Raw genomic sequence first — 26666 nt, 5'->3', positions numbered from 1 at the left:
CGGCCGCGACCTGTACCGGCCGTCCGACGTCCGGCTTCCGTTCCATCATGCGTGAGCCGGTGACCTGCGCCCGGCTCGTTTGACTGCTCCCGTCAATCGACGCGCCACCCGCCGCGGGGCGGCCCCAGGGTGGTGTCCATGAACGCATCCCAGCAGCACATGCTCGACGCCTACCGCGCCGCCCAGCGCGGCGAGAGCGCGCCCGTCCTCCCCGGTGCCGGGGACGTCCAGGCCGTCCGCGAGATCCGCCGGTGGCTGCGCTTCCAGGCCGTGGTCACCGCACCCGCCGACCGCCCCCTGGCCCGCTTCCGCCGCGCCGTACGCCGCGCCCTCACCCGGCGCCCGGTACGCCCCGTCCACCTCCGCCGGACCGCCCGCCCCGCCCAGGCCGAGCCGCTGCCGCACCCCCCTCTCGGTCCGTCCTCCGCTTCCGTCTCCACCCCCACCATGACGGGTCCCGCCCGCCTCTGCGACCCCTGTGGATAACCTCCGCGAGCGCCTCCGTCACCCCTGTGGAAAACCGGCCGGGGCGCGGCGCTCGGAGCAGCCGGGAGCGCGCCCGGAAACGCCGCCGGGAGCGCGCCCGGCGACGCGGTACGAGACACCCGTCTCAGCCTGCGTACGGCTCTGAAGAGCGCCGTGAACACTCGCGTAGCATGGCGAACGAATCGTCCGGTACCCCCCGCGGACTGGAACGGAAGGCCGTCGCCGCGTGAACACAACCCCACCCACCGAGGCCCAGGACCGCCCCGCCCGACTGACCGTCGGAGTCGTCGGCGCAGGTCGCGTCGGGCCCGCCCTCGCCGCGTCCCTGCAGCTCGCCGGGCACCGGCCGGTCGCCGTGTCCGGTGTCTCCGACGCCTCGGTACGCCGCGCCGCGGCGCTCCTCCCCGACGTGCCGGTCGTCTCCCCGGCCGAGGTGCTGCGACGCGCCGAACTGGTGCTGCTCACGGTGCCCGACGACGCCCTGCCCGGGCTCGTCGCGGGCCTCGCCGAGACCGGCTCCGTGCGGCCGGGCCAACTGCTCGTCCACACGTCGGGACGGTTCGGCACGGCCGTCCTCGACCCGGCCACCCGCGCCGGCGCCCTGCCGCTCGCCCTGCACCCCGCCATGACCTTCACCGGTACGCGCGTCGACGTGCAGCGGCTGGCCGGCTGCTCCTTCGGGGTCACGGCGCCCGAACCGCTGCGGATGGCCGCCGAGGCGCTGGTCATCGAGATGGGCGGGGAACCGGAGTGGATCGAGGAGGCGGCCCGCCCGCTCTACCACGCGGCGCTCGCCATCGGGGCGAACCACCTGGTCACCCTGGTGGCACAGGCCATGGAGCTGCTGCGGGAGGCCGGTGTCGGCGCGCCCGACCGGATGCTCGGCCCGCTGCTGGGCGCGGCCCTGGACAACGCGCTGCGCTCCGGTGACGCCGCCCTGACCGGTCCGGTCGCCCGCGGGGACGCGGGCACCGTCGCCGCGCACGTCGCGGAGCTGCGCAAGCACGCGCCGCAGAGCGTCGCAAGCTACCTCGCCATGGCCCGTACGACGGCCGACCGCGCCCTGGCGCACGGCCTGCTGAAGCCGGAGCTGGCCGAGGACCTGCTGGACGTCCTGGCGAACGTCGGCAACGGCACCGGAGGTGCGCCGCCGTCACCCGGCGGCCACCCCGAAGACGGAGACCACCCCGAAGAAGGCGACCGATGAACGCCCCGCGCACGCGTCTGGTGCACACCGCGGCCGAGCTGCGTGCCCTGCCGGACTTCTCCGGGCAGCGGGCCGTCGTCATGACCATGGGGGCCCTGCACGAGGGGCACGCGACGCTGATCCGCGCCGCCCGCGACCGGGTCGGCCCGGCGGGACAGGTCGTCGTCACCGTCTTCGTCAATCCGCTCCAGTTCGGCGCCGGGGAGGACCTGGACCGCTACCCGCGCACCCTGGAGGCGGACGTCGCGCTGGCCGGCGCGGCCGGAGCGGACGCCGTCTTCGCGCCCGCCGCCGGGGAGGTCTACCCGGGCGGCGCACCGCAGGTCCGAATAACCGCCGGTCCCATGGGTGACTTCCTGGAGGGGGCCAGCCGGCCCGGCCACTTCGACGGCGTACTGACCGTCGTCGGCAAACTGCTGCACCTCACCCGTCCCGACGTGGCCCTCTTCGGCCAGAAGGACGCGCAGCAACTGGCCGTGATCGAGCGCATGGTGGCCGACCTGAACTTCGACGTACGGATCGTCGGCGTCCCCACCGTCCGTGAGGACGACGGGCTGGCCCTGTCCAGCCGCAACCGCTATCTCTCCGCGGCGGACCGCCGGACCGCCCTGGCGCTGTCCCGGGCCCTGTTCGCGGCCCGTGACCGGCTCGCCGCCGAGGAGGCCCTGCGGGACCGCGCCTCACACGCGGCGCACACGGCCCACCGGGCGCACGACCGCTCCGCGGCGCTCGCCGCCCTGGGGGAGGACCGCGCGGCGGCCGACGCGCACGCCCTCGCGCACGCCGCCGCGACCCCGCTGCGCGGCCCTTCGGTGGCGCGGGCGGCGGCCCGTATCGTCCTGGAGGAAGCGGCCCGCCTGGACCCGCCGCTGGCGCTCGACTACGTGGCGCTCGTCGACCCGTCCGACTTCACGGAGGTTACGGACGCGTACGAAGGGGAGGCCGTTCTCGCGGTCGCCGCCAAGGTCGGCACCACTCGCCTCATCGACAACATCCGCCTCACGTTCGGAGCGCCCCGATGAACGGCACCGTCCCCACCGGCCCCGGCACCCCCTCCCGCCCCGGAAGCACCAGCTCCGGAACCACCGGCCCCGGAACCCCCACCCTCCGCCTCCAGGCCCCCGCCCCCGGCTGGTCCATCGAGGCCGACGTCGTCGTGGTCGGCTCCGGCGTCGCGGGCCTGACCGCCGCGCTGCGCTGCGCCGCCGCCGGCCGCCGTACCGTCGTGGTGACCAAGGCCCGCCTGGACGACGGCTCCACCCGCTGGGCCCAGGGCGGCATCGCGGCCGCGCTCGGCGAGGGCGACACCCCCGAGCAGCACCTGGCGGACACCCTCGTCGCGGGCGCCGGACTGTGCGACGAGGCCGCCGTACGGACCCTGGTCACCGAGGGCCCGGACGCCGTCCGCCGCCTCATCGCCACCGGGGCCCGCTTCGACACCGAACCCGGCAGCGACACGATGGCGCTCACCCGGGAAGGCGGCCACCACCGCCGCCGGATAGCGCACGCGGGCGGCGACGCGACCGGCGCCGAGATCTCCCGCGCCCTGGTGGCCGCCGTCCGTACGCAGGGGCTGCGCACCGTCGAGAACGCGCTCGTCCTGGACCTGCTCACGGACGCCGACGGCCGCACGGCCGGTGTCACCCTGCACGTGATGGGGGAGGGCCAGCACGACGGCGTGGGCGCCGTGCACGCCCCCGCGGTGGTCCTGGCCACCGGCGGCATGGGCCAGGTCTTCGCCGCGACCACCAACCCCGCGGTCTCCACCGGCGACGGCGTCGCCCTCGCGCTGCGGGCCGGCGCCGAGGTCTCCGACCTCGAATTCGTCCAGTTCCACCCGACGGTGCTCTACCTCGGCCCGGACGCGGAGGGCCAGCAGCCGCTGATCTCGGAGGCGGTACGCGGCGAGGGCGCCCACCTGGTGGACGCCGACGGCACCCGCTTCATGCTCGGGCAGCACGAACTCGCCGAACTGGCCCCGCGCGACATCGTCGCCAAGGCGATCATGCGCCGCGCCCACGAGCAGGGCACCGAGCACATGTACCTGGACGCCCGGCACTTCGGCGCCGCCATGTGGGAGCAGCGCTTCCCGACCATCCTCGCCGCCTGCCGCGCGCACGGCATCGACCCGGTCACCGAGCCCATCCCGGTCGCGCCCGCCGCGCACTACGCCTCCGGCGGCGTACGGACCGACCTGTACGGCCGGACGACCGTGCCGGGCCTGTACGCGTGCGGCGAGGTCGCGTGCACCGGCGTGCACGGCGCCAACCGGCTGGCCTCCAACTCCCTCCTTGAGGGGTTGGTCTTCGCCGAGCGCATCGCGGACGACATCACGGCCGCCCCCGCCCGCCGGCCCGGCCCGGCCGTCGCGCCCACCGCCGCCCCCGTACCGCTGCTCGCCCCCGAGGCGCGGCCCGTGATCCAGCGGACCATGTCCGCCGGGGCAGGGGTGCTGCGCTCCGCCGCGAGCCTCTCCGAGGCCGCCACCGCGCTGGCCCGGCTGCTGCGCGACGCCGCCGGCCCGGCCCCGGCCGACGACGCCGGACCCGCTCCGGTCCCGGCCGACGGCCCCAAGCCCGCCGAGCCCGGCGTCGAGGCGTGGGAGGCCACCAACCTCCTGATGGTCGCCCGGGTCCTGGTCAGCAGCGCGATGCGCCGCGAGGAGACCCGCGGCTGCCACTGGCGCGAGGACCACGCCGACCGGGACGACACCGCCTGGCAGCGGCACTTCCTGGTCACCCACCGTCCGCCGCACACCCTGCACAGCCGTACGACCGACACCGCGGCCTTCCCCGCGACGACCGCCGCACCCGCGCCCGAAACGGAGCCGAACCAGTGAGCACCCCCGACGACCTCTCCCTGCACCAGATCGGCCGTCCGGGCCAGGACACCGAGGCTCCGCAAGGCGGCTGCGGCGACTCCTGCGGCTGCGGCGCCGGTGACGGCGCGTACGAACTCGACCCGCTCGCCTGCGGGCTGGACGCCGGCCTCGCGGCCCTCCTGGCCGAGGCCGGGCTGGACCCCGTGCAGGTCGAGGACATCGCCCACATGGCCGTCGAGGAGGACCTCGACCAGGGGGTGGACGTCACCACCGTCGCGACCGTCCCCGAAGACGCCGTCGCCACCGGCGACTTCACGGCCCGTCAGGCGGGCACCGTGGCCGGGCTGCGGATCGCCGAGGCGGTGCTGTCGATCGTGTGCACCGCGGAGTTCGAGGTCGAGCGGCACGTCGAGGACGGCGACCGCGTCGAGGCCGGACAGAAGCTGCTCAGCGTCACCACCCGCACCCGCGACCTGCTGACCGGCGAGCGCAGCGCCCTGAACCTGCTCTGCCGCCTGTCCGGCATCGCCACCGCCACCCGCGCCTGGGCCGACGCCCTGGAGGGCACCGGCGCCAAGGTCCGCGACACCCGTAAGACGACGCCCGGCCTGCGGTCCCTGGAGAAGTTCGCGGTGCGCTGCGGCGGCGGCGTCAACCACCGGATGTCGCTGTCGGACGCGGCCCTGATCAAGGACAACCACGTGGTCGCGGCGGGCGGTGTGGCCGAGGCGTTCAAGGCCGTACGGAACGCGTTCCCGGACGTGCCGATCGAGGTGGAGGTCGACCGGCTGGACCAGATCCCGCCGATCCTCGCCGAGGGCGCCGACCTGATCCTGCTGGACAACTTCACCCCCGAGCAGACCCGCGAGGCGGTGACGCTGGTGGCCGGTAAGGCGGTCCTGGAGTCCTCCGGACGGCTCACCCTCGACAACGCCCGCGACTACGCGGAGACCGGGGTGGACTACCTGGCCGTGGGCGCGCTCACCCACTCCTCCCCGGTCCTCGACATCGGTCTCGACCTGCGTGAGGAGCGCTGACGCTGATGCTGCTCACCATCGACGTAGGCAACACCCACACCGTCCTCGGCCTGTTCGACGGCGAGGAGATCGTCGAGCACTGGCGCATCTCCACCGACGCCCGCCGCACCGCCGACGAACTCGCGGTCCTCCTCCAGGGCCTGATGGGCATGCACCCGCTGCTGGGCGAGGAACTGGGCGACGGCATCGAGGGCATCGCCATCTGCTCCACCGTCCCCTCGGTCCTGCACGAGCTGCGCGAGGTCACCCGGCGCTACTACGGGGACGTGCCGGCCATCCTGGTCGAGCCCGGCGTCAAGACCGGTGTGCCGATCCTGATGGACAACCCCAAGGAGGTCGGCGCCGACCGGATCATCAACGCGCTGGCGGCCGTGGAGCTGTACGGCGGGCCGGCCGTGGTGGTCGACTTCGGTACGGCCACCACGTTCGACGCGGTCAGCGCGCGTGGCGAGTACGTCGGCGGGGTGATCGCGCCCGGTATCGAGATCTCGGTGGACGCGCTCGGCGTGAAGGGCGCCCAGCTCCGCAAGATCGAACTGGCCCGGCCGCGCAGCGTGATCGGCAAGAACACCGTCGAGGCCATGCAGTCCGGCATCCTGTACGGCTTCGCCGGCCAGGTCGACGGCGTCGTCCAGCGGATGGCGCGGGAGCTGGCGGACGACCCGGACGACGTGACGGTGATCGCCACCGGCGGGCTGGCGCCCATGGTGCTCGGCGAGTCCTCGGTCATCGACGAGCACGAGCCGTGGCTGACACTGATCGGTCTGCGGCTGGTGTACGAGCGCAACGTGACCCGGGGCTGAGGGGCGTACGCGGAGGCCGGACCGGCCACCGGGCCCTGCCATCGGCCCTGGCGGGCGGCCGTCGGGCCCGGTGGCCGGAACGCGTAGCCCGGGGCCGTCCGGCCCTACCGGTCTCCACGGCGAATTGCCCGCTTAGGCCCTATACATACTCGCTTCTCACCGAAGAGGCTTTTCCTATCCGTCGCGCGTTCCGCGACACTTGCACCGTTCTAATGGTGTTAAGCGGATTTTGTCCGGCTACGGCGTAAGGTCAACCCATGCCTATGCCATACGGATCCCGCGGCGGTATGGCCTTCAGCGCCGACGAGTTGCGCGTCCTGCGGCGCGCGCTCGCCGCCGCCCTCCAGCCGACGCACCGCACGACCGCTGCCGAGCCGGGCTACGACGCCGACGGCGCCCAGGAGGTCCAGGAGTACCTGCGGCTCGCCGAGGCGGTGGACGAGGCGGCACGCGAGGGCGGGCGGCTGCGCGCCTTTCTCCTCGCCGACCTCGCCCGCTACCGGGACGCCCTCCCCGGCTCCGCACACGGCTACCTGGCGCAGCTCCAGGAGGCCCTGGCGGCCGGCTACGACCCGGTCCCCGCCGACCTCGCCGCCCTGCGCCTCCTGTGCGCGCGACAGCGAGGTCCGGAGGAACACGCGCGCCGTACCGCCCTGCTGCGCCACTGCGAACGCCTGGCCGAGCGCTCCGTACGGGCCAGGCTGCGCGCCCTCCCCGGTGGCCGGGTGGCGGACGAGCCCACGCCCGTTCCCGCGCCCGCGCCGGAACCGCGCCCGAAGGCGCCGCGCCCCGGCCGCCCCGTGCCCACGCCGGGCGAGGTCTTCCCGCCGCGCCGCAAGCCCGTGCGGCCCCCGCGGCCCGGTCCGCGTGAGCCCTGCGTACTCTGGAAACCTCACTCCCGAAGGAGGCCCCTGGTCATGGATTACGTCGCAGCGCTGGTACCGCCCGTGGTGATGGCCGTGGCGTTCGTCGCACTCATCGTGACGATCGTGAAGAGCCAGGGTGGCGAGAACAAGTCCAAGGAGGACGCGGCGGTCGACGCCGCGCTGGCCCGCGCCGAGGGCGCCCGCCAGGAGCCCAAGGCCCACGGCGCCTGACCGGCGCCGGCCGGGCCCGCCCCGGCCGCCCGCACCCCTCCGTACGGCCCGAGATTGCGCATCTCGGGCCGTACTGTCTTTTTCCGGCCTGAATCCACCGGGTAAGAACCGGCATTCGCGACATCTCCCACTATTGTGCTGGTGTGCCACGACGCTTGGGTGATCTGGAAGACGCGGTCATGACGCGGGTGTGGGAGTGGAACCGCCCGGTCACCGTTCGGGAAGTCCTGGAAGATCTGCAGAAGGAACGGTCGATCGCCTACACAACGGTGATGACCGTATTGGACAACCTCCACCAGAAGGGCTGGGTGCGCCGGGAAGCCGAAGGACGCGCCTATCGATATGAGGCGGTCTCCACTCGTGCCGCCTACTCGGCCGCACTGATGAACGAAGCGTGGTCCGCGAGTGACAACCCCGCGGCGGCCCTGGTGGCCTTCTTCGGGATGATGTCGCCGGAACAGCGGCACGCCCTCAGGGATGCCGTACGCATGGTGCAGGGCGACGAACCGGCGGAACCCGCGCCGGCCCCGCCGCCGGACGGCCGCGCCGAACGCGAACCGCCCGTACCCCCGGAACAGGCCGAAGCGGGGGAAGCGGATGCGGGAGAAGTACCCGCGGCGGGATCCGGTGACCCGGGGCGATAGCGTCGCGCCATGCCGCCCCTGACTAATGGACTCACCGTCCGCCGCGCCCGGACCAGCGATGTACCGGCCGTACGCCGGCTCATCGACGCCTACTCCGCGGACGGCATCCTCCTCGACAAAGCCACCGTGACGCTTTACGAGTCCATCCAGGAGTTCTGGGTCGCCGAGCGGGACCAGGACGCCGAGGTCGTCGGCTGCGGAGCGCTGCACGTCATGTGGGAAGACCTGGCCGAGGTGCGCACATTGGCGGTGGACCCGCGGCACAAGGGCACCGGTGTCGGCCACCAAGTCCTCGACAAGCTGCTGCGCACCGCGGGCTGGCTCGGAGTGCGGCGCATTTTCTGCCTCACCTTCGAAGTGGACTTCTTCGCCAAGCACGGCTTCGTGGAGATCGGGGAGACGCCCGTCGACGGCGATGTCTACAGCGAGCTGCTGCGTTCCTATGACGAGGGCGTTGCCGAGTTCCTCGGTCTCGAACGAGTGAAGCCCAACACCCTGGGCAACAGCCGGATGCTTCTGCACCTGTGATCAGCGTTCTATGTCCGAATCGCGCCCCTATCTCATAGCTGTGGAAGCAAGCGTTCCCCGGCCGTGGCGCAACTGAACCCTACCCAGGGGTTTGTGTTTTTCCCGGAAAAGCGGTTTGCTTTCCGTCGTAATCCGCATTCGATGAAAGGGAAACCGGTGGCACAGAAGGTTCAGGTTCTTCTTGTCGACGACCTCAACGGCGGCGAGGCCCATGAGACCGTGACGTTCGCCCTCGACGGCAAGTCCTACGAGATCGACCTGTCCGACGACAACGCGCACAAGCTGCGCGAGTCGCTGGCCGAGTTCGTGAAGGCGGGCCGCAAGACCGGTGGCCGTTCCGGTGGCCGCGGCAAGGCGCGCGCGTCTTCCGGCGGCAGCCCGGACACCGCGAAGATCCGCGCGTGGGCGAAGGAGAACGGCTACAACGTCAATGACCGCGGCCGTGTGCCCGCGGAGATCCGTGAGGCGTTCGAGAAGGCGAACGGCTGACCGCCGTACCCGCAATCCGTTTGTCTTCGAGCTTGACGGCCGCGCAGCAAACGGGCCCGGTGGCATTCCGTAGCCGCCGCGCTCACGAGTCGTACGAGGTCGGGGGCGCGCCCCTGGCGATCCGCGAGGGGAACACCGCGGCCCCCGCGCCCTGCCCCTGTCCCCGTGGTGGGCAGAGCCGCCTCGATCTCGCGTCCCGGCTCGGGAGGCCGCACCCACCCGGCGGCCTCCCGTGGGCCCGATCCGTACGGCCACCACGCCTGCGGTGACGGCGGCGGCGGGGACGGCGCGGGCATCCGGTCCCCGGTGCCGCGTGCGGTCAGATCCAGCCCCAGCGAGCCCCATTCCAGCCATTCCAGAAGCTCCGGCAATTCCTCCGCGGCACCCGCGGTCACGAGGACGAGCATCCTGGGACCGGCGGAGCCGCTGCGGTCGATCAGTACGGGCCCCGTGGGGCCCACCCGTCCCAGTACGGCCCGGCCCGCGTCGGCCGGCAGGTCGAGGGCGTCGAAGCGCACCCCGGTCAGCAGCTCCACCGGCTCCGTGCCGGTGGTCGGCCAGCGCAGCTCGTCCTCGTACCACTGCCGTACGGCGGCGAGGGCGGAGCGGGAGCGCGGGAGCGCGACGGGCATACCGGGAGCAACTCGCGAAACCCCGAGAAGTTACGCTGGGTTGACATGCGGGTACGTACTGTCGCCACGGAAGGGGGCGTGCGGGGGTGTGACGGCGCATCGGGCGGCGCTCGGGTGTTCGCCCATAGCGGATGGAACGGGCCCGCGCCGCATGGACCGTCCGGGGCGGCGGGTAAGACATCCCCAGTGGGGAGAGACGGTGCAGCGGCGTGCGCAGCGCTTTTTCCGGAGTTGCGGCGGACTCCGGGCGGGCGTGTCGGCGAGGGGCGCGTTCGCCACGGGCGTACTGGCCCGGGGCGTATATGCCTGGCCTGCGGGAACATCGTCTCGCACCATCGGGTTGGAGCAGATGTCGGCTGTTCGGCAGCAGATTTCCCCGCCGTCGCGGGGGTGATCCGGACGGATGTCGGCAGTTGGAATGAGCTGTCCCGTCCCACGGGACTAGCATGCGGAAGGACAGGGAGGGGACCGACCCCTAACTGCCTGACCGCTCTGAGGAGCGATTAACGATGTTCGAGAGGTTCACCGACCGTGCGCGGCGGGTTGTCGTCCTGGCTCAGGAAGAAGCCCGGATGCTCAACCACAACTACATCGGCACCGAGCACATCCTCCTGGGCCTGATCCACGAGGGTGAGGGTGTCGCCGCTAAGGCCCTGGAGAGCCTCGGGATTTCGCTCGAGGCGGTCCGCCAGCAGGTGGAGGAGATCATCGGCCAGGGGCAGCAGGCCCCGTCCGGTCACATCCCCTTCACCCCCCGTGCGAAGAAGGTCCTGGAGCTGTCGCTCCGCGAGGCCCTTCAGCTCGGCCACAATTACATCGGTACGGAGCACATCCTGCTCGGCCTGATCCGCGAGGGCGAGGGCGTCGCCGCCCAGGTCCTGGTGAAGCTGGGCGCCGATCTGAACCGGGTGCGGCAGCAGGTCATCCAGTTGCTCTCCGGCTACCAGGGCAAGGAGGCCGCCACCGCCGGCGGCCCGGCCGAGGGCACCCCCTCGACCTCGCTCGTCCTGGACCAGTTCGGCCGCAACCTGACGCAGGCCGCCCGCGAGACCAAGCTCGACCCGGTGATCGGGCGCGAGAAGGAGATCGAGCGGGTCATGCAGGTGCTGTCCCGCCGTACCAAGAACAACCCGGTCCTCATCGGCGAGCCCGGCGTCGGCAAGACGGCGGTCGTCGAGGGCCTGGCCCAGGCCATCGTCAAGGGCGAGGTGCCCGAGACCCTCAAGGACAAGCACCTCTACACCCTGGACCTGGGCGCCCTGGTCGCCGGCTCCCGCTACCGCGGTGACTTCGAGGAGCGCCTGAAGAAGGTGCTCAAGGAGATCCGCACCCGCGGCGACATCATCCTGTTCATCGACGAGCTCCACACCCTGGTGGGTGCGGGCGCCGCCGAGGGCGCGATCGACGCCGCGAGCATCCTCAAGCCCATGCTGGCGCGAGGCGAGCTGCAGACCATCGGTGCGACCACGCTCGACGAGTACCGCAAGTACCTGGAGAAGGACGCGGCCCTGGAGCGCCGCTTCCAGCCCATCCAGGTCGCGGAGCCGTCGCTGCCGCACACCATCGAGATCCTCAAGGGCCTGCGCGACCGTTACGAGGCGCACCACCGCGTCTCCATCACGGACGAGGCCCTGGTCCAGGCCGCCCAGCTTGCCGACCGCTACATCTCCGACCGCTTCCTGCCGGACAAGGCGATCGACCTGATCGACGAGGCCGGCTCCCGGATGCGCATCCGCCGGATGACCGCGCCGCCGGACCTCCGCGAGTTCGACGAGAAGATCGCCGACGTGCGCCGGGAGAAGGAGTCCGCGATCGACTCGCAGGACTTCGAGATGGCCGCGGGCCTGCGCGACAAGGAGAAGCAGCTCCTGGCCGCGAAGGCGAAGCGGGAGAAGGAGTGGAAGGCCGGCGACATGGACGTCGTCGCCGAGGTCGACGGCGAGCTGATCGCCGAGGTCCTGGCCACGGCGACCGGCATCCCGGTCTTCAAGCTCACCGAGGAGGAGTCCTCGCGGCTGCTGCGGATGGAGGACGAGCTCCACAAGCGCGTCATCGGCCAGAAGGACGCCATCAAGGCGCTCTCGCAGGCCATCCGCCGTACCCGGGCCGGTCTGAAGGACCCCAAGCGCCCCGGTGGCTCGTTCATCTTCGCCGGTCCGTCCGGTGTCGGTAAGACCGAGCTGTCCAAGACGCTCGCCGAATTCCTGTTCGGCGACGAGGACGCGATGATCTCCCTCGACATGTCGGAGTTCAGCGAGAAGCACACGGTCTCCCGGCTCTTCGGCTCGCCTCCCGGCTACGTCGGCTACGAAGAGGGCGGCCAGCTCACCGAGAAGGTGCGCCGCAAGCCGTTCTCGGTCGTGCTGTTCGACGAGGTGGAGAAGGCCCACCCCGACATCTTCAACTCCCTGCTGCAGATCCTGGAGGACGGTCGCCTGACCGACTCCCAGGGCCGGGTGGTGGACTTCAAGAACACGGTCATCATCATGACGACCAACCTCGGGACCCGGGACATCTCCAAGGGCTTCAACCTGGGCTTCGCCGCCCAGGGCGACACCAAGAGCAGCTACGAGCGGATGAAGAACAAGGTCAACGAAGAGCTCAAGCAGCACTTCCGGCCCGAGTTCCTCAACCGTGTCGACGACACGGTGGTCTTCCACCAGCTCACCGAGGAAGACATCATCCAGATCGTCGACCTCATGATCGCCAAGGTGGACGAGCGCCTGAAGGACCGCGACATGGGCATCGAGCTCAGCGGTGAGGCCAAGAAGCTGCTCGCCAAGCGCGGCTACGACCCGGTGCTGGGCGCCCGCCCGCTGCGCCGGACCATCCAGCGCGAGATCGAGGACGCTCTCTCGGAGAAGATCCTCTTCAGCGAGCTGCGCTCCGGCCACATCGTGGTCGTCGACATCGAGGGCGAGGGCGAGAACGCCAAGTTCACCTTCCGCGGCGAGGAGAAGGCGGCCCTGCCGGACGCCCCGCCCGTCGAGTCCACGGCCGGCGGCCCGGACCTGTCGAAGGACGCGTGACGGCCGGCAGCACGGACCGGGCGCCCGGCGCCTGACCGGCACGGCACATGACGCCGCGGCCCGGGACCTCTTCCAGGTCCCGGGCCGCGGCGTTGTCGTGTGCGGGCGGCCGTACGGGGGTGCGGAGTACGGGGTACGAGACGTCCGGTGCCGTGCGCGGAAGTGTTTTTCCGTGGCGGGTGCGGACGGATATCCGTAACCGCCGGGATGCGAAGCCTTCCGCTCCGGTACGGCAGCGGCGCCGGCTATTGCCCGGCCCTCCCGGACGTAAAGGGAAAACGTCATTCCGGATTGCCCCGGAGGCATTGCGCGGGCGGCACCCGGCCCGAATGCGCACCGGCCAATTCCGGGGGTCCGGGAACCCGAAGGCCGGACGCCGGGCACGGCCCCGGTAAGACAGGCCCGCAGTCCACAGGGCCGCGATTTCACAGCTCGACGACGCGGATTCCGTCCGGAACACCGGTGAGCCGCGGCAGCCGGTGGCTGATCCGCAGCTCCTCCAGCCGGGGGAACGCGGCCAGCCATTCCATCGAGTGGCCGAGGTCGTACGCCAGCCAGAGCCGGCGCAGTCCGTCCGCCGGGACGATGCCGTCGAGCAGCTCGGCCACCGTGAACTCCCCGGCCACCTGGAGCCACGGCCGGCCGCCGAGCTCGCGCAGCGCGGCCAGCTCCTCCACGTCCACGGCGGGGAAGAACAACTGGTCCGGGTCCAGGTGGGCGATGATCTCCCGGGCGTAGCGGGCGGTGTCGTACCGCCGCCAGGCACCGGCCAACTGCGCCCGCACCGCGTGGTCCGTCCGCTTGCGCAGCCCGGTCAGGTAGTCGATCGCCATGTCGTCGGCGATGGAGGTGGCCGTGACGGCGAGCAGGTACGCCTCGCCGTCCGAGACCTCGGCCGGCTCCGGCAGCATCTCCAGGACGATCGGGCCGATCCAGCCCAGCGCGCGGGCCCCGGAGACGGTACTGGGGCGGACCATGTCCCGGGTGAAGCGCCGCACCCGGTGGCGGACCTCGGGGTCGAGTTCGGCGGCGTGCTCCACACAGGCCGCGGCGAGCAGCTTGCGGTGCCGGGCCTCGGCGGCCCGGATGCCCGGGAGCGGGGCCAGCAGGCCGTTCAGCAGCGCCGCGCACTCGTCGGGGCGGGCCAGGGCCACGGCCATCCTGATGACGTCCTCCCACTCGGCGAGGTGGGCGTGGTTCAGCAGCAGCCCGAAGTCGTGGCGCTGGACGGTGGCGCGGGCGGCCAGGAAGTCCTGGAAGGTGCGGTGCACGAAGTCGACGGTGTTCGGGGTCGGTTCGCGCAGCAGCCCGGTGCGGTTGAGCAGGTGGCGGTAGATCTCCTCGGGGCCGCCCTGGCGCGCGGCGTCGGGGATGGCCGGCAGGTGCTGCGCGAGGGTGTCGACGGCGATCTCGCGGTCCATCTCCGAGCGCCCGTTGACCAGCATCCAGTGCGCCAGCTTCTGGAGGAGCTGGATCTTGGGCTGGCGCGGCAGGTCGATGCCGTCCGTGGTGCCCATCGCCCGCTCCCGGTCGCGCCGCTCCAGCAGCATCGACAGGGCGGCCTCGTACAGCTCCTTGCGGCCGTTGGGCAGGTAGCCGCGGCGGTCGCGGTGCAGCGCGCAGAGCATCCCGCACATCAGCGGGTTGGTGGCGAGCCGCCCCAAGTCGCGGGTGATGCGTACGGCGTTGAGGAGGGTGCGTTCGTAGTGGCCGAGGCGGTCCAGGTCGTCCGGCTCCTGCTGGGCCGCGGCGCGGTGCCAGCGCTGGATGAACGCGGCGATGTCCTCGCGGCTCATCGGGGCCAGCGACAGTTCGGCGAAGCCGTCGGCCGTCAGCCAGTCGGCGCGTACGGCGGAGGGGCGGGAGGTGACGATCCAGATGTTGCCCGGGTACAGGGCGGTCCAGTCCCGGAGCTTGCGCCGCAGCCGCTCGCGCTCGTCCTCGGGGGCCTCGTCCACGCCGTCGATCAGCAGCAGCCCCCGGCCGGCCCGCAGGACGCGGTCGGCCCAGCCCGGCGGCTGGGCCTCGGCGCCCGGATAGCCGACCGCCGCGAGGAAGTCGCCGGGGGAGGGCAGGCCGCGCCGGGCGAAGCGGCGCACCGGCAGGAGGAAGGGCACCCGGCCGTACAGGGCGCGGTGCAGCGGGGCGGGCAGCTCGCCGCGGGCGGTGGCGACGGCCAGCCACTGGAGCAGGGTGGTCTTGCCGGAGCCGGCCACGCCCCGTACGAGGATGCGGCGCCGGCCGGACAGGGCGTGCTCGGCGGGGACGGCGGGCTCCGGGGGGCCGCCGCCGTCCACGGCGGGCGGCTCGGCCTCGCAGCGCAGGCCCAGGTAGGCGGCGTCCAGCGGCCAACTGTCGGGGGAGTGGGCGAGGTCGATGCCGAAGATGGTCAGGTGGTTGTGGAGGACGGCGGTGTCGTGGGCGTACCGCGTCTCGAAGCCGGCGTCCTCGGCGGAGCGGGACGGCAGCCGGGCGGCCAGCGCGCCGACGGTGTCGTCGAGCCTGCCGAGGGCGCGCCGGTTCTCGACGAGGGCGCGGGCGCCGAAGCCGGACAGCCGGGTGAAGAACTCCAGGACCTGCAGGGCCGCGGTGTGCAGCAGGATGCCGTGCAGCTCGGCGCCGTCGCCGGTCAGGCCGCGGGTGGCGTCGGGGGCGGCGCGGCACAACTGCCGGACGAGCGCGTCCGGCTCCAGCCGGGCGTCCTGCACGATCTCCAGGTCGATGTCGCCGAGGGCGCAGAGCGTACGGGCGAGGGCGTCCGCCACGGCCCGGTCCTCGTCGGGGGCGACGGGCCGCTCCCGTGCCGCGCCGGTGGCGCCGGGCAGCGGGGTCACGGCCCGGTCGACGAGCTTGGCGGCGATGCGCCGTACGTCGCGCTCCCCGAGGGTGCGTTTCTCGCCGCGGAAGGAGACCAGGCCGCTGATCCGTAACGGGCGGTCCACCAGGAAGGCGCCGGGGCCGGGGCGGACGAGGAGCTTCTTGACGAGCGGGGCGACGGCTTTCGGCAGGAGCCGGGCCGTGACGATCATCGGGTCCATGCGGTGATCCCCCATCACCTGGTCGACGCCGGCCGGGCCGGGCGCCGTGGACTTCACAGCGTAGGGGAGACGGGGGCTGCGGGGGATTGCTCGGCCGAGTGATGCCGTACGGAGGGAGCGCATTCTTCCTACGGGGGCTTTGGTCCCGATACGGACAGGCGAAAGACCCGGCGGAAGGCGGGGAAAAGCCGCGGCCCGGTGACATGACGCACAGGCCCTCGGGCGCCTACTACGCGGAATAGCGGGCGCTTCACGAGGTGCGGCGGGCGGATGCGGACGTGGGGACCGCCGGGGCGTGGCGAGGGGGTGCCCGGGGTGTTCGGCAACGTCGTACGCCGTGGTGAAGCCCCAGGTCAGAGGGGTGGTGCCGGGAGCGGTCGGCGGCCGGAAGAGAGCGGCGGCCGCAGGGTTTGAGGCCGGACGGTGAGGGTAGTCGCGGGGGTACATTTCCCCGGCTTTTGCTACGGGATGGGGTAGTAGAAAGGGGTATTGGCAGCATGTCGGATTCGGGTTACCAAGGTGGGGCGTTCCCGGTCGACTGCCGGGGCGCGGCCCTTTCCCTTTCCCGGAGGTAACCCCCGCATGTCGAAGCACCACCCCCTGTACCGCCTGACGAAGAAGTCCACTCTCCGTACCCGCGCCTCCGTGCTCGCGGCGGGCCTGGGCGTCTCCGCGGCCATGGGCGCCGGGGTGGCCATGGCGGCCGGGAACGACGCGCCGTCGATCGCGCTGGACGGCCTGGCGTCCGACGTCCGCTCCTCGGTGGCCGCGCAGGCCGACGCCCAGAAGAAGGCGGCCGAGGCGGAGAAGCAGGAGGCCGAGAAGGCCAAGAAGGCAGCCGAGGAGAAGGCCCGCTCCTGGGTGAAGCCGGTGGACGACTACCAGCTCGGCATGACCTTCGGGCTGGCGGGCAAGCACTGGTCGCACAACCACAGCGGTCAGGACTTCGTGGTGCCCAGCGGTACGGCCGTGCACGCCGTGCACGGCGGCACCGTCGTCAAGGCCGGCCCGAACGGCGGCGGTGACGGTCCCGCGTACGGCAACGCGATCGTGATCAAGCACGACAGCGGTACGTACACCCAGTACGCGCACCTCACCAGCACCGAGGTGAAGCCGGGCCAGAAGGTGGAGACCGGCCAGGAGATCGCCAAGTCCGGCAGCACCGGCAACTCGACCGGCCCGCACCTGCACTTCGAGGTCCGTACCGGCCCGAACTACGGCTCCGGCGTCGAGCCGACCGCCTTCCTGAAGGCGCGCGGCGACGGCGTGTGATCCCCGCCCGCGGCACCGCCGGTGCCGTCAGCCGAGGCTGGGCGGCTGGGCGGCGGTGACCAGTTCGGTGGCGACCTCCAGGACGGCCTTGCGCTTGTCCTCGGGGTCGCCTTCGATGTTCTGCATGGCGAACAGCCCCGCGTGCATCGAGAAGATCGCGGTGATGCAGCGCACCTGGTCCGTCAGCTCCGCCTCCGGCTCCCTGAGCAGCCCGGTGAGCCGGAGCATCCGCTGCTTGAAGGTCTCCCCGATGCTCAGGTCCCGTACGGTCGCCTGGTTCTCCTGCATGAAGCGGAAGAGGGGCTCGGCGGAGCGCAGCGCCTCGCTGTAGCGGCGCAGCACCTCGTGCTTGGTCTCCAGGGTGCGCGGCTGCGCGGCGGCCCAGTCGATCAGCTCGTCGATGGGCCGCGCCAGGTCCTGGAAGAGGCTGATGACGATGTCTTCCTTGGTCTTGAAGTGGTAGTAGAGCGCCGCCTTCGTGACGTCCAGCCGCTCGGCGATCTCGCGCAGCGAGGTCTTCTCGTAACCCTGCTCGGCGAACAGCTCCAAGGCGACGTCCTGAATGCGCTGGCGGGTGTTGCCCTTGCGCGCGTGCGGTGTGCCCATGCTGCTGTTCTCCTGCGTCGGTCGTCCGGGCCGTGGCCGAGGGGCCGTACAAAACTTACTTGACGCCCGGCTAGTTGCTGGCTACCTTACTGCACTGTACTGAACTAGCCGGGCGGCAAGTAAGTGGGAGAAGCGAAAATGGGGATGTCGCAGACGAAAGCGACCCCGACGGGGGAGATACCGAAACCGGCGGAATCCGGGGGGAAGCAGCCGGCCAGCGTCCGTGTGGTGCTGTTCGCGCTGATGATCGCGATGCTGCTCGCGATGCTGGACAACATGATCGTGGGCACCGCGATGCCGACGATCGTGGGCGAACTGGGCGGGCTGAGCCACCTGTCCTGGGTGGTGACCGCGTACACGCTCGCGACCGCCGCCTCCACCCCGATCTGGGGCAAACTCGGCGACCTGTACGGCCGTAAGGGCGTCTTCCTGACGTCCATCGTGATCTTCCTGATCGGCTCCGCGCTCTCCGGCATGGCCCAGGACATGGGCCAGTTGATCGGCTTCCGGGCCGTACAGGGCCTGGGCGCGGGCGGTCTGATGGTCGGCGTCATGGCGATCATCGGCGACCTGATCCCGCCGCGGGAGCGCGGCAAGTACCAGGGCATGATGGCCGGCGTCATGGCCGTCGCGATGATCGGCGGACCGCTGGTCGGCGGCACCATCACCGACCACCTCGGCTGGCGCTGGAGCTTCTACATCAACCTGCCGCTGGGCGCGATCGCCCTGGTCATGGTGACCGCGGTCCTGCACCTGCCGAAGAAGCGGTCGCAGGCGCGGATCGACTACGTGGGCGCCGCACTGCTCACCGTCGGCATCACCTCGCTGGTCCTGATCACCACCTGGGGCGGTACGGAGTACGACTGGCTGTCGGCCCAGATCGTCGGGCTCGGCGCGGTCGGTGTGGTGGCCCTGCTGGCCTTCGTCTTCACCGAGACCAAGGTCCGCGAGCCGGTGCTGCCGCTGCACATCTTCCGCAACGGCAACTTCAGCCTCGTCACGGTCATCGGCTTCCTGGTCGGCTTCGTGATGTTCGGGTCGATGACCTTCCTGCCGCTGTTCCAGCAGACCGTGCAGGGCGCCTCGGCCACCAACTCCGGGCTGCTGCTCCTGCCGATGCTGCTCGCGATGATGGCGGTCTCGCTGGTCGCGGGCCGGGTCACCACCAACACCGGCAAGTACAAGATGTTCGTGGTGGGCGGCGGCGCGCTGATCACCGCGGGGCTGGCGCTGCTGTCCCTGATGGACACCGGCACCACCCGCTTCACCTCGGGTGTGTACATGGCGGTGCTCGGCGCCGGCATGGGCTTCCTGATGCAGACCACGATGCTGATCGCGCAGAACAGCGTCGAGATGAAGGACATGGGCGTCGGCTCCTCGTCCGCCACCCTGTTCCGTACGATCGGCGGCTCCTTCGGTGTCGCGATCTTCGGAGCGATCTTCAACAACCGGGTGACGGACGTGATGACCGAGCGGCTCGGCGCCGCGGGCGCGGGTGCGACCGCGGGCGGTGGCCAGATGGACCCGAAGAAGCTGGCGCAGCTTCCGGCCGCGGTCAAGGACGCCTACATGCACGCGGTCTCCGGCGGTACCCACCAGGTCTTCGTGTGGGGCGCGCTGATCAGCGTGATCGGCTTCGCCGCGGCCTGGTTCCTCAAGGAGGTGCCGCTGCGCGGCGGCCCCGCCAAGCCTGCCGAGGGGCCGCAGGACGGCGGCGCGGCCCCGGCGAGCAAGGCTCCCCTGGTGGATGCCGTCTGATCCGGCGCTGAAATCCCTGGTCAGTGGCCCCCGGCGTGCGCGCCGGGGGCCACCGGCGTATGCGGGGGGCAGGTCGCCGCCGGGCCGTTGTCAGTGGTGCGTGTCAGCATCGGAACATGAACGGCGACGGGGTGCGGGACGGGCGGGGGGACGGGCGCGCGGGCGGCGGTGGCGCGGTCCCGGTGCCGTCGGTGTCCCCGGCGCCCCCGGCTTCTTCTGCGCCCTCGGTGCCCCCTGCGCCCCCGGTGTCCCCTGCGCCTCCGGTGCCGCCCGCGCGGCTGCGGCAGCTACGGCTGGCGAAGGACGCCATGGACCGCGACTGGGCCTCGCCGCTGGGCCTGGGCGCGGTGGCGGCCCACGCCGGGTATTCCCGCTTCCACTTCATCCGGGCCTTCAAGCAGGTGTACGGCCTGACCCCCGGCCAGTACCTGAGCCGCCGCCGGATCGAGCGGGCCGAGGAGCTGCTGCGTACGGCCGATCTCTCCGTCACGGAAATCTGCTGGCTGGTCGGCTTCGGCAGTCTGGGCACCTTCTCCGCCCGCTTCAAGGAGCAGACGGGGCTGACGCCGAGCGCGTACCGCCGACGGCATGTGGGACAGGGCGCCGGGCTGATACCGGGCTGCTACGCCCTGCTGTGGTCCGGCGGCTTCAAGTCGTTCGAGAACCGGGACGGGACGGCCCCGGCGGACCGCAATTTCCGAGAAGGCGGGTAGCGGACGCGCTGCCTACGGTGAAGAGGACCGCGCGGAAAGGCAACGGAGGCACGTCATGATCAAGGGACTCGCCATCACCACCGTCTGGGTCCTCGACCAGGACCGGGCGAAGGAGTTCTACACCGACAAGCTCGGGCTGGAGGTCCGCACGGACATGCGGATGGGCGGCGAGGGCGGGATGCGCTGGCTGACCGTCGGCGCCAAGGACCAGCCCGGGGTGGAGCTGACCCTGATGGTCCCCGGCCCGCCCGGCATGGACCCGGAGTCCGGCGAGCACCTCAAGCAACTGGTGAGCAAGGGGCTGATGGGCGCCGGGGTGCTGGCCACGGACGACGTCAAGGCCGACTACGCGGCCCTGAAGGCGAAGGGCGTGGAGTTCCTCCAGGAGCCGCAGGAGCGCCCGTACGGCACCGAGGCGATATTCCGCGACGACTCCGGCAACTGGTTCTCGCTGACCCAGCGCAGCGAGCAGCTCGACCTGGGCAAGGACTGGGGGAGTACGTGGAGTAGCCGCCGCACCGGGGGCGGCGGGCGAGCCGGGGCAGCTTGGCCGGCCGGGGCAGCCGCCCCGCACCGGCCCGGCGGTCGCCCCTACCGGTCCGGCAACTGGATGACCGGGAAGCTGCCGGTGTTCGTCGGGGCGTTCTCCGGCAGCCACAGTACGGAGACCGCGCCGGTGGACCCGTCCGTCAGCTCGTCCGCGTTGCGGAAGGTCAGCCGGGCGCCCAGGACGCGGGCCTGGCCCGCCGCGATGGTCAGGCCGAGACCGTGGCCGCGCCCGGCCCGGTCGCTGCTGCCCGTACGGAAGCGGCTGGGGCCCTCGCGCAGCAGGGCCTCGGGGAAGCCCGTGCCGTGGTCGCGTACGCGCACGACCCGGCCCTCGACGGTCACCTCGATCGGCGGTTTGCCGTGCCGGGCCGCGTTCGCGATGAGGTTGCCCAGGATGCGCTCCAGGCGCCGCGGGTCGGTGGAGACCTCGGCGTCCCGCAGGATCTCGATCTTGATGTCGGCGTTCAGGGCCCGCACCCGCCGGGTGACGAACTCGCCGAGCGGCACGTCCTGCAGTTCGGCCCGCTCCGCGTAGCCGTCCAGCCGGGCCACCTCCAGCACGTCCTCGACGAGGGTGCGCATCGCCTGGGCCCGGTCCCGTACCAGCTCCGAGGGGCGGCCGGGCGGCAGCAGCTCGGCCGCGGTGAGCAGCCCGGTGACCGGGGTGCGCAGCTCGTGGGCGATGTCGGCGGTCACCCGGCGCTCCGCCTCGATGCGCTTCTGGAGCGCGTCGGACATCGCGTCCACCGCCCAGGCCAGGTCGTCCGTCTCGTCCCGGATGCGGCCGCCGACCTCGTCCCGGATGCGGACGGAGGTGTCGCCGTCGGCCAGCTTGCCGGCCGCCGCCGCGGCCTTGCGCAGCCGCTGGGACAGCCGTCCGCCGATCAGCACGCCGAGCGCGCAGCCGCCGACCACGACCGCGGTCGAGCCGATCAGCAGCGCCTGGTCGAGGTCGTCGAGGACGGCGAACCGGTCGGGAAGTAGCCCTGGATGGACAGCACCCGGCCGCCCGCGACCGGCGCCGCGGCCCACACCTTGGGCGTGGTCTGGCCGGTGTCCTCCAGGTAGGTCGCCCGCTTGCCCTTGGTGACCTCGTCCCGCAGCTCCTTGGGCAGCGCCGGGTCGTCCAGCTTGGCGCCGAAGCGGAGCTGGTGCGTGGATTCGTAGATCTTCTGCGTGAAGTTGAGGCGCTCGGTCTGCACGTCGCGGCTGTTGTCCAGCATCGAGCCGCGGGCCGCGTTGTGCACGACCAGGCTCAGCGCGATCGCGACCAGCGCTCCGACGAGCGCGATCGCGGCGCTGAGCTTCCACCTCAGACCGGTACGCAGGGCGAGCCTGACCACCGCAGGAGTCAGCCTCTCAGCTTGTAACCGAAGCCGCGGACCGTCTCGATGCGGTCCTGGCCGATCTTGCCGCGCAGCCGCTGCACGTGGACGTCCACGACCCGGGTGTCACCACCCCAGCCGTAGTCCCAGACCCGCTCCAGCAGCCGGTCGCGGGAGAGGACCGTACCGGGCGAGTTGGAGAACTCCAGCAGCAGCCGCATCTCGGTGGGCGTCAGCGCGACCGGCTGACCGCCTTTGCGCACCTCCATGCCCTCCGTGTCGACCTCCAGGTCGCCGAAGCGCAGCACGGCCTCGGCGGGCGCGGCCGCCTCCGTGGCGGCGCCCGAACCGTCCGGCCCCGAGGCGTGCCCGAAGCGGCGCAGCACCGCGCGGATCCGGGCGACCAGCACGGCGCCGTCGAACGGCTTGGTCACATAGTCGTCGGCGCCGGCCTCCAGGCCCAGCACCACGTCGATGGAGTCGGCCCGCGCGGACAGCATGATCACCGGCACGGTGGACTCGTCCCGGATGCGCCGGCACAGGCTGACGCCGTCCAGGCCCGGCACCATCACGTCCAGCAGGGCGATGTCGGGCCGGTCGGCGCGGAACGCCTCCAGTCCCGCCAGGCCGTCGGGCATGGCGGTGACCACGAAGCCGTCCCGCTCCAGCGCGAGCTGGGTCGCCTCGCGGATGACGTCGTCGTCCTCGACGAAGAGCACATGGGTATCGGCCATGCGGTGTTCTCAATCCTCCGGTGCGGGTTCCGGGGTCGCGGTCTCCGTGCCCCCGTTGTTGCTGTAGTCGGTGTGGTACCGGGCGTACTCGACGAAGCGGCCGCCCGTCCAGCGGTAGGTCATCACATCCTCGCCGGAAGCGCAGCACACCTTGTCGCCGGTGTTGTAGGTCTGCTTGGAGACCTCCAGTTCACCCTTGTTGACGCCCGCGTACACCGAAGGCTGCTCGTCGGCGAAGACATTCTCGTACGTCCCGCCCTTCTTACGGTAGACGTACGAGCCGATGCCGACCGAGTCCGCACAGGTCATCACGTTCACCACGACGTCGGGGTCCTCGGCGTGGGTGAGCGCGGCGTAGGTGACCTCGACCGGGTACTCCTCGGCGGCGCACGGCTTGCCGAGCGACTTCTTGACGTCGTCGCCGACCTTCGGGTCCTTCTTGACCAGCTCCACCGCGTCGACCTTCTCGTACGGGGCCGACACCGAGGGGACGGGGACGGCGCGTGGACCGACCGGCCGGTGCTCGCCGGCGGGCTGCTGGCCGTGCCCTCGGTCCGCACCCCCTCGCCACCGGGATTGCACCCGGCCAGCAACAGCGAAAGGGCGGCCACTCCCGCGAGGGCCGCTCCGCCGCTGGTCCGCCGGACGGTGCTCCGTCCTCCGGCCGGCCTGTTCCTGGTCAAACCGCTCCCGCTCACAGTCCCTCTGGCTAAGCCACCGGTACCGCAGCCGGTCAGGCCGCGCACCGCTCCCGCTCCTGCTCGCCGCGCTCCAGCATCCGCGCGTCGATGTCGCGATTCTCCAGCTCCTGGCGCAGCCGGGCCAGGGCCCGGTGCAGCGTGCTCTTGACCGTACCGGTGGACATGCCCAGCGCCGCCGCGGTCTCCTCCGTGCTCATCTGCTCCCAGTGTCGCAGCACGACCACGCTGCGCTGCTTGGGCGCGAGCACCCCGAGGATGTCCATCAGCAGCGCCCGGTCGGCGCGCTGTTCGGTGCCGTCGTCGACGCTCGCGTCCGGGAGCTGCTCGGTGGGCACCTCCTCCAGCTTGCGGGCCCGCCACCACTCCGTCCGCGTGTTGATCATGACGCGGCGGAGGTAGGCGTCGGCCAGCGACTTGTCGGCGATGCCGTCCCAGCGCCCGTACGTGCGCACCAGGGCCGTCTGGAGCAGGTCCTGGGCGTCGACCGGGTCGGGTACCAGGCGCCGGGCGCTGCGCAGCAGGGCCTCCTGCCGCGTCCGCACGTACTCTTCGAAGTCCAGTACCTTGCCGCCGCTGGTCGCCATCCCGACGCCTCCGATCCGCTTGCGATTCCCCACGTTGACCGTGCTGGTGGTCATCTCCAGCACGAGGAAGACGCTACGGAGGGGGTGTTGCGGCGTAATGTGCGAGGGCCCCACAGGGAGTGCACGGAAAACCGTCGGTTGTGTAACAGCCCCCCGGGGGTCATACCTCCGGCTGACGGGGGCCCGGACCGGGTCATCCTCCTGGGGGACAGCGGGGGCGGCCGGAAGAGCTAGGGACGGGCCGGGGAAGCGGTGACGCGGGCCGCGTCATCACTCGGCTGTCACAGTGCGGTCAGCACGGCCCGTACGTCACGACGTGCTCCGGCCGAGAGGCAGGCGGTACATGCCGCCCGGCAGCGGCTCCACCAGACCGTCCGAGACAAGGCCGTCGAGCGCCCGCGCGCGCTGCACCGGCTCGTCCCACACCGTGTCCAGCACCGCCTGCGGGACGGACCCGACGGCTTCCCGCAGTACGGCGAGGAGCTTGCCGCGCACCTGGCGGTCCGTACCGGCGTACGTCTGGCCGCGCCGCGGCGGGCCGTCGTGCGCGGGCGAACCCGCCAGCCGCCAGGCGCACTGCGCGGAGATCGGGCAGCGCACACACTCCGGGCCGCGGGCGGTGCACACCAGCGCGCCCAGCTCCATCGTGGCGGCAGCCCACTTGGCGGCGGTCTCCTCGTCCTGCGGCAGCAGCGCGCGGGCCAGCTTCCGCTCGGCGGCCGTGGTGGCGTTCGGCGGGTACTGCTGACCGGAGACGGCGCGCGCGAACACCCGGCGGACGTTGGTGTCCAGTACGGCGTGCCGCTGTCCGTACGCGAAGGACGCCACGGCCGCGGCCGTGTACTCGCCGACGCCCGGCAGCGCGAGGAGCTGCGCGTGGTCGCGCGGTACGTCGCCGCCGTGACGTTCCTGTATGGCGGAGGCGGCGGCGTGCAGGCGCAGCGCGCGCCGCGGATAGCCGAGGCGGCCCCAGGCGCGCACCGCCTCACCGGGCGGCTCGGCGGCCAGGTCGGCGGGGCGCGGCCAGCGCGCCAGCCACTGCTCGTACACCGGCAGCACTCTGCTGACCGGCGTCTGCTGCAGCATGAACTCGCTCACCATCACGCCCCAGGCGCCCGCCTCGGGGCGGCGCCAGGGCAGATCGCGGGCGTGCTCGTCGAACCAGTCGGTGACGGGGCCGTGCAGCCGGGCCCCTTCGGCGGCTTCGTTGGCGGCGGTGGCAGCGGCGGCGCGGGTGGCGGCAGGAGTGGAAGTCATGGCACTGCCGATCCTGGCACGACGGCGCTCCACCGTGAAACGCACCGGGCGCGCGCCACGTTGCGCCCACCCGCTCGCGGGAACGCCGGGGCGGTCCGGCAGGGCCGACAGAGGCACGCGGGGCGGAAGGGACGAGGATGTCCCCATGATGTGGACGACGGGACCGGCGGGAGAACGGCGATGACCACCACGACGACCACCGAGGGCGATTGCCCGGACACGATCCGCCGGGCGCTGGCCGCCCATACGACGCTGACCCTCGCGTACACCGACGACGAGGGGCCGCAGGCGTGCGCCGTGCTCTACGCCACCGCGGACGGGCCGACGCCCTCTCTCGTCCTGGTCACCGCCGAGTCGACGCGGCACGGCCGGGCCTTCGCGCGGGCCGCCGACGCCGGTGCCGGGGCCCGCGTCGCCTTCACGGCCCAGCGCGACGGCCAGGAGTGGACCGCGCTGACCGGGGTGCAGGGCCGGGGCTCCTGCCACCGGCTGGCGGGCGCGGACCGGGCGGCCGGGTGGCGTACGTACCTGGAGCGTTTCCCGTTCGTCGCGGCCGACGAACGGCTCGGTGCGGCACTGGAACGGACCGCACTCTGGGAAGTCCGCCCGGACTGGCTCCGGTTGATCGACAACGGCCGCGGCTTCGGGCACAAGGAGGAATGGCACGCGCCGTGAGGCCGGGCGCGGCGGTCCGGGCGCGCCGCCCGCCGAGGGGCACCCCGAGGGGCGCCCCTGCCCAAGGGGACCGGTCAGGCCCGTACCAGGATCTTCCAGCGCCCCGCTCCCAGGCGCACGACCAGAGAGGTCAGCGGCCCGGCGAGCAGTGTCACGCACAGCGTGGCGGTCAGGGTGCCCAGCGCCAGGCCGGCCACCACGTCGTGCGGGTAGTGCGCACCGACGAACACCCGCGAGAAGCCGGTCAGCAGCGCGATCGGCAGCACCAGCCAGGCCAGCGCGCGCCAGGCGAACACGATGCCGACGGCCAGCGCCGCCGCGATCGTGGAGTGGTTGCTGGGGAAGGACCAGTCGCCCTGCGGCGGGCACGGGACGATGGAGGCGGCGGCGCCCGCCACGGCCCGGCAGGGCCGTTCCTCGTTCACGAAGCTCTTGACGACCTCACTCACCAGATACGCGACGGCCGTGGCTATCGGCACCAGGATCGCCAGCGCGACCAGCCGCTCCTCCCCCTTCCGGGACCGCCACCAGCCCACTACGGCCAGGGCCATGAGCAGCAGGATGCCGCCTTCGGTGCCTCCCGCGGCCAGTGAGTGGACCCAGCCGGGAGTGTCGTGCGCGAAGTCGGTGACGTCGCGATAGAGATCGGTGCTGTACATGAACGCATACGGTACGGACTGT

22 protein-coding genes and 3 pseudogenes are annotated in these 26666 nt (G+C 72.1%); 16 read left to right on the top strand and 9 right to left on the bottom strand.

From position 1 onward, the window contains the following. Positions 1 to 138 precede the first annotated feature (138 nt). From EJG53_RS41525 to EJG53_RS18000, 10 genes and pseudogenes are all read left to right on the top strand, one after another. A complete protein-coding gene (locus tag EJG53_RS41525) occupies positions 139 to 486 on the top strand; it encodes a hypothetical protein (protein ID WP_174856422.1) in 348 nt (115 codons plus the stop codon). A gap of 226 nt (positions 487 to 712) precedes the next feature. Continuing rightward, positions 713 to 1693: a Rossmann-like and DUF2520 domain-containing protein gene (locus EJG53_RS18040; protein ID WP_125045718.1), complete on the top strand. Its 981-nt coding sequence runs from the start codon at positions 713 to 715 to the stop codon at positions 1691 to 1693. Further along, a complete protein-coding gene (gene panC / locus EJG53_RS18035) occupies positions 1690 to 2715 on the top strand; it encodes a pantoate--beta-alanine ligase (protein ID WP_125045717.1) in 1026 nt (341 codons plus the stop codon). Before EJG53_RS18040 ends, panC begins: the two co-directional genes overlap by 4 nt. Further along, positions 2712 to 4532, top strand: coding sequence for an L-aspartate oxidase (locus tag EJG53_RS18030; protein ID WP_125045716.1), 1821 nt, complete (start codon positions 2712 to 2714; stop codon positions 4530 to 4532). The genes panC and EJG53_RS18030 overlap by 4 nt, the downstream gene beginning before the upstream one ends. Further along, on the top strand, positions 4529 to 5551 hold the full coding sequence (nadC, locus tag EJG53_RS18025) for a carboxylating nicotinate-nucleotide diphosphorylase (RefSeq protein WP_125045715.1): 1023 nt from the start codon (positions 4529 to 4531) through the stop codon (positions 5549 to 5551). The genes EJG53_RS18030 and nadC overlap by 4 nt, the downstream gene beginning before the upstream one ends. A 5-nt stretch (positions 5552 to 5556) precedes the next feature. After that, positions 5557 to 6354 carry a type III pantothenate kinase gene (locus tag EJG53_RS18020; protein WP_125045714.1) on the top strand — a complete coding sequence of 266 codons (798 nt, stop codon included), beginning with the start codon at positions 5557 to 5559 and terminating at the stop codon, positions 6352 to 6354. Positions 6355 to 6611: 257 nt separating this feature from the next. Beyond that, a pseudogene (locus EJG53_RS18015) lies at positions 6612 to 7208 on the top strand (hypothetical protein); the annotation flags it as partial. A gap of 422 nt (positions 7209 to 7630) precedes the next feature. After that, positions 7631 to 8095, top strand: coding sequence for a BlaI/MecI/CopY family transcriptional regulator (locus EJG53_RS18010; protein WP_241268600.1), 465 nt, complete (start codon positions 7631 to 7633; stop codon positions 8093 to 8095). 9 nt (positions 8096 to 8104) lie between these two features. Beyond that, positions 8105 to 8623 (top strand): amino-acid N-acetyltransferase, encoded by a 519-nt coding sequence (locus EJG53_RS18005; protein WP_031005651.1) that lies wholly within the window; start codon positions 8105 to 8107, stop codon positions 8621 to 8623. A 156-nt stretch (positions 8624 to 8779) separates the two neighbouring features. Beyond that, positions 8780 to 9112 carry a histone-like nucleoid-structuring protein Lsr2 gene (locus EJG53_RS18000; protein ID WP_030025331.1) on the top strand — a complete coding sequence of 111 codons (333 nt, stop codon included), beginning with the start codon at positions 8780 to 8782 and terminating at the stop codon, positions 9110 to 9112. On the opposite strand, the gene EJG53_RS17995 is transcribed toward EJG53_RS18000, so the two are convergent. Continuing rightward, positions 9043 to 9744, bottom strand: coding sequence for an SCO3374 family protein (locus tag EJG53_RS17995; RefSeq protein ID WP_125045712.1), 702 nt, complete (start codon positions 9742 to 9744; stop codon positions 9043 to 9045). The two genes, EJG53_RS18000 and EJG53_RS17995, sit on opposite strands and share 70 nt — an antisense overlap. Before the next feature lie 509 nt (positions 9745 to 10253). Between EJG53_RS17995 and EJG53_RS17985 the strand changes: the two genes are divergently transcribed. Continuing rightward, positions 10254 to 12773, top strand: coding sequence for an ATP-dependent Clp protease ATP-binding subunit (locus tag EJG53_RS17985; RefSeq protein ID WP_125045711.1), 2520 nt, complete (start codon positions 10254 to 10256; stop codon positions 12771 to 12773). Between the two features lie 425 nt (positions 12774 to 13198). Here the strand turns inward: EJG53_RS17985 and EJG53_RS17980 are convergent, their stop codons facing one another. After that, positions 13199 to 15868 carry an NACHT domain-containing protein gene (locus tag EJG53_RS17980; protein ID WP_244955193.1) on the bottom strand — a complete coding sequence of 890 codons (2670 nt, stop codon included), beginning with the start codon at positions 15866 to 15868 and terminating at the stop codon, positions 13199 to 13201. A 525-nt stretch (positions 15869 to 16393) separates the two neighbouring features. Between EJG53_RS17980 and EJG53_RS17975 the strand changes: the two genes are divergently transcribed. Then, positions 16394 to 17083 (top strand): M23 family metallopeptidase, encoded by a 690-nt coding sequence (locus tag EJG53_RS17975; protein ID WP_125045710.1) that lies wholly within the window; start codon positions 16394 to 16396, stop codon positions 17081 to 17083. A gap of 27 nt (positions 17084 to 17110) precedes the next feature. Here the strand turns inward: EJG53_RS17975 and EJG53_RS17970 are convergent, their stop codons facing one another. Next, positions 17111 to 17689, bottom strand: a complete 579-nt coding sequence (locus EJG53_RS17970; RefSeq protein ID WP_125045709.1) for a TetR/AcrR family transcriptional regulator — start codon at positions 17687 to 17689, stop codon at positions 17111 to 17113. 144 nt (positions 17690 to 17833) lie between these two features. On the opposite strand from EJG53_RS17970, the gene EJG53_RS17965 reads away from it, so the two are divergent. The 3 genes and pseudogenes from EJG53_RS17965 to EJG53_RS17955 form a co-directional block, all read left to right on the top strand. Continuing rightward, complete coding sequence (locus EJG53_RS17965) at positions 17834 to 19447, top strand: MDR family MFS transporter (protein WP_125045708.1); 1614 nt, start codon at positions 17834 to 17836, stop codon at positions 19445 to 19447. A 308-nt stretch (positions 19448 to 19755) separates the two neighbouring features. After that, positions 19756 to 20160 (top strand): helix-turn-helix transcriptional regulator, encoded by a 405-nt coding sequence (locus tag EJG53_RS17960; protein ID WP_125049426.1) that lies wholly within the window; start codon positions 19756 to 19758, stop codon positions 20158 to 20160. Between the two features lie 55 nt (positions 20161 to 20215). Beyond that, a pseudogene (locus tag EJG53_RS17955) lies at positions 20216 to 20656 on the top strand (VOC family protein); the annotation flags it as partial. Positions 20657 to 20751: 95 nt separating this feature from the next. On the opposite strand, the pseudogene cseC reads toward EJG53_RS17955, so the two are convergent. From cseC to EJG53_RS17930, 5 genes and pseudogenes are all read right to left on the bottom strand, one after another. After that, positions 20752 to 22052 (bottom strand): annotated as a pseudogene (gene cseC / locus EJG53_RS17950) (two-component system sensor histidine kinase CseC). Positions 22053 to 22060: 8 nt separating this feature from the next. Then, a complete protein-coding gene (cseB, locus tag EJG53_RS17945) occupies positions 22061 to 22768 on the bottom strand; it encodes a two-component system response regulator CseB (RefSeq protein ID WP_125045707.1) in 708 nt (235 codons plus the stop codon). 9 nt (positions 22769 to 22777) lie between these two features. Beyond that, positions 22778 to 23251: a hypothetical protein gene (locus EJG53_RS17940; protein WP_307721687.1), complete on the bottom strand. Its 474-nt coding sequence runs from the start codon at positions 23249 to 23251 to the stop codon at positions 22778 to 22780. Between the two features lie 250 nt (positions 23252 to 23501). Then, positions 23502 to 24107, bottom strand: a complete 606-nt coding sequence (locus tag EJG53_RS17935) for a SigE family RNA polymerase sigma factor (RefSeq protein WP_371858801.1) — start codon at positions 24105 to 24107, stop codon at positions 23502 to 23504. Positions 24108 to 24362: 255 nt separating this feature from the next. Next, the gene (locus tag EJG53_RS17930; RefSeq protein ID WP_125045706.1) at positions 24363 to 25310 is read right to left on the bottom strand and encodes an HhH-GPD family protein; all 948 of its coding nucleotides are present in this window, start codon (positions 25308 to 25310) and stop codon (positions 24363 to 24365) included. A gap of 180 nt (positions 25311 to 25490) precedes the next feature. Between EJG53_RS17930 and EJG53_RS17925 the strand changes: the two genes are divergently transcribed. Continuing rightward, on the top strand, positions 25491 to 25985 hold the full coding sequence (locus EJG53_RS17925) for a pyridoxamine 5'-phosphate oxidase (RefSeq protein ID WP_125045705.1): 495 nt from the start codon (positions 25491 to 25493) through the stop codon (positions 25983 to 25985). A 74-nt stretch (positions 25986 to 26059) separates the two neighbouring features. Here the strand turns inward: EJG53_RS17925 and EJG53_RS17920 are convergent, their stop codons facing one another. Next, positions 26060 to 26644 carry a phosphatase PAP2 family protein gene (locus EJG53_RS17920; protein ID WP_031005680.1) on the bottom strand — a complete coding sequence of 195 codons (585 nt, stop codon included), beginning with the start codon at positions 26642 to 26644 and terminating at the stop codon, positions 26060 to 26062. Positions 26645 to 26666: the final 22 nt, after the last annotated feature.

Origin of the sequence: Streptomyces chrestomyceticus JCM 4735, assembly GCF_003865135.1 — a bacterium.
In the GTDB taxonomy this organism is placed as follows: Bacteria; Actinomycetota; Actinomycetes; order Streptomycetales; family Streptomycetaceae; genus Streptomyces; species Streptomyces chrestomyceticus.
The sequence above is the reverse complement of the archived record's forward strand: the minus strand, read 5'-3'. Positions and strand labels throughout refer to the sequence as shown.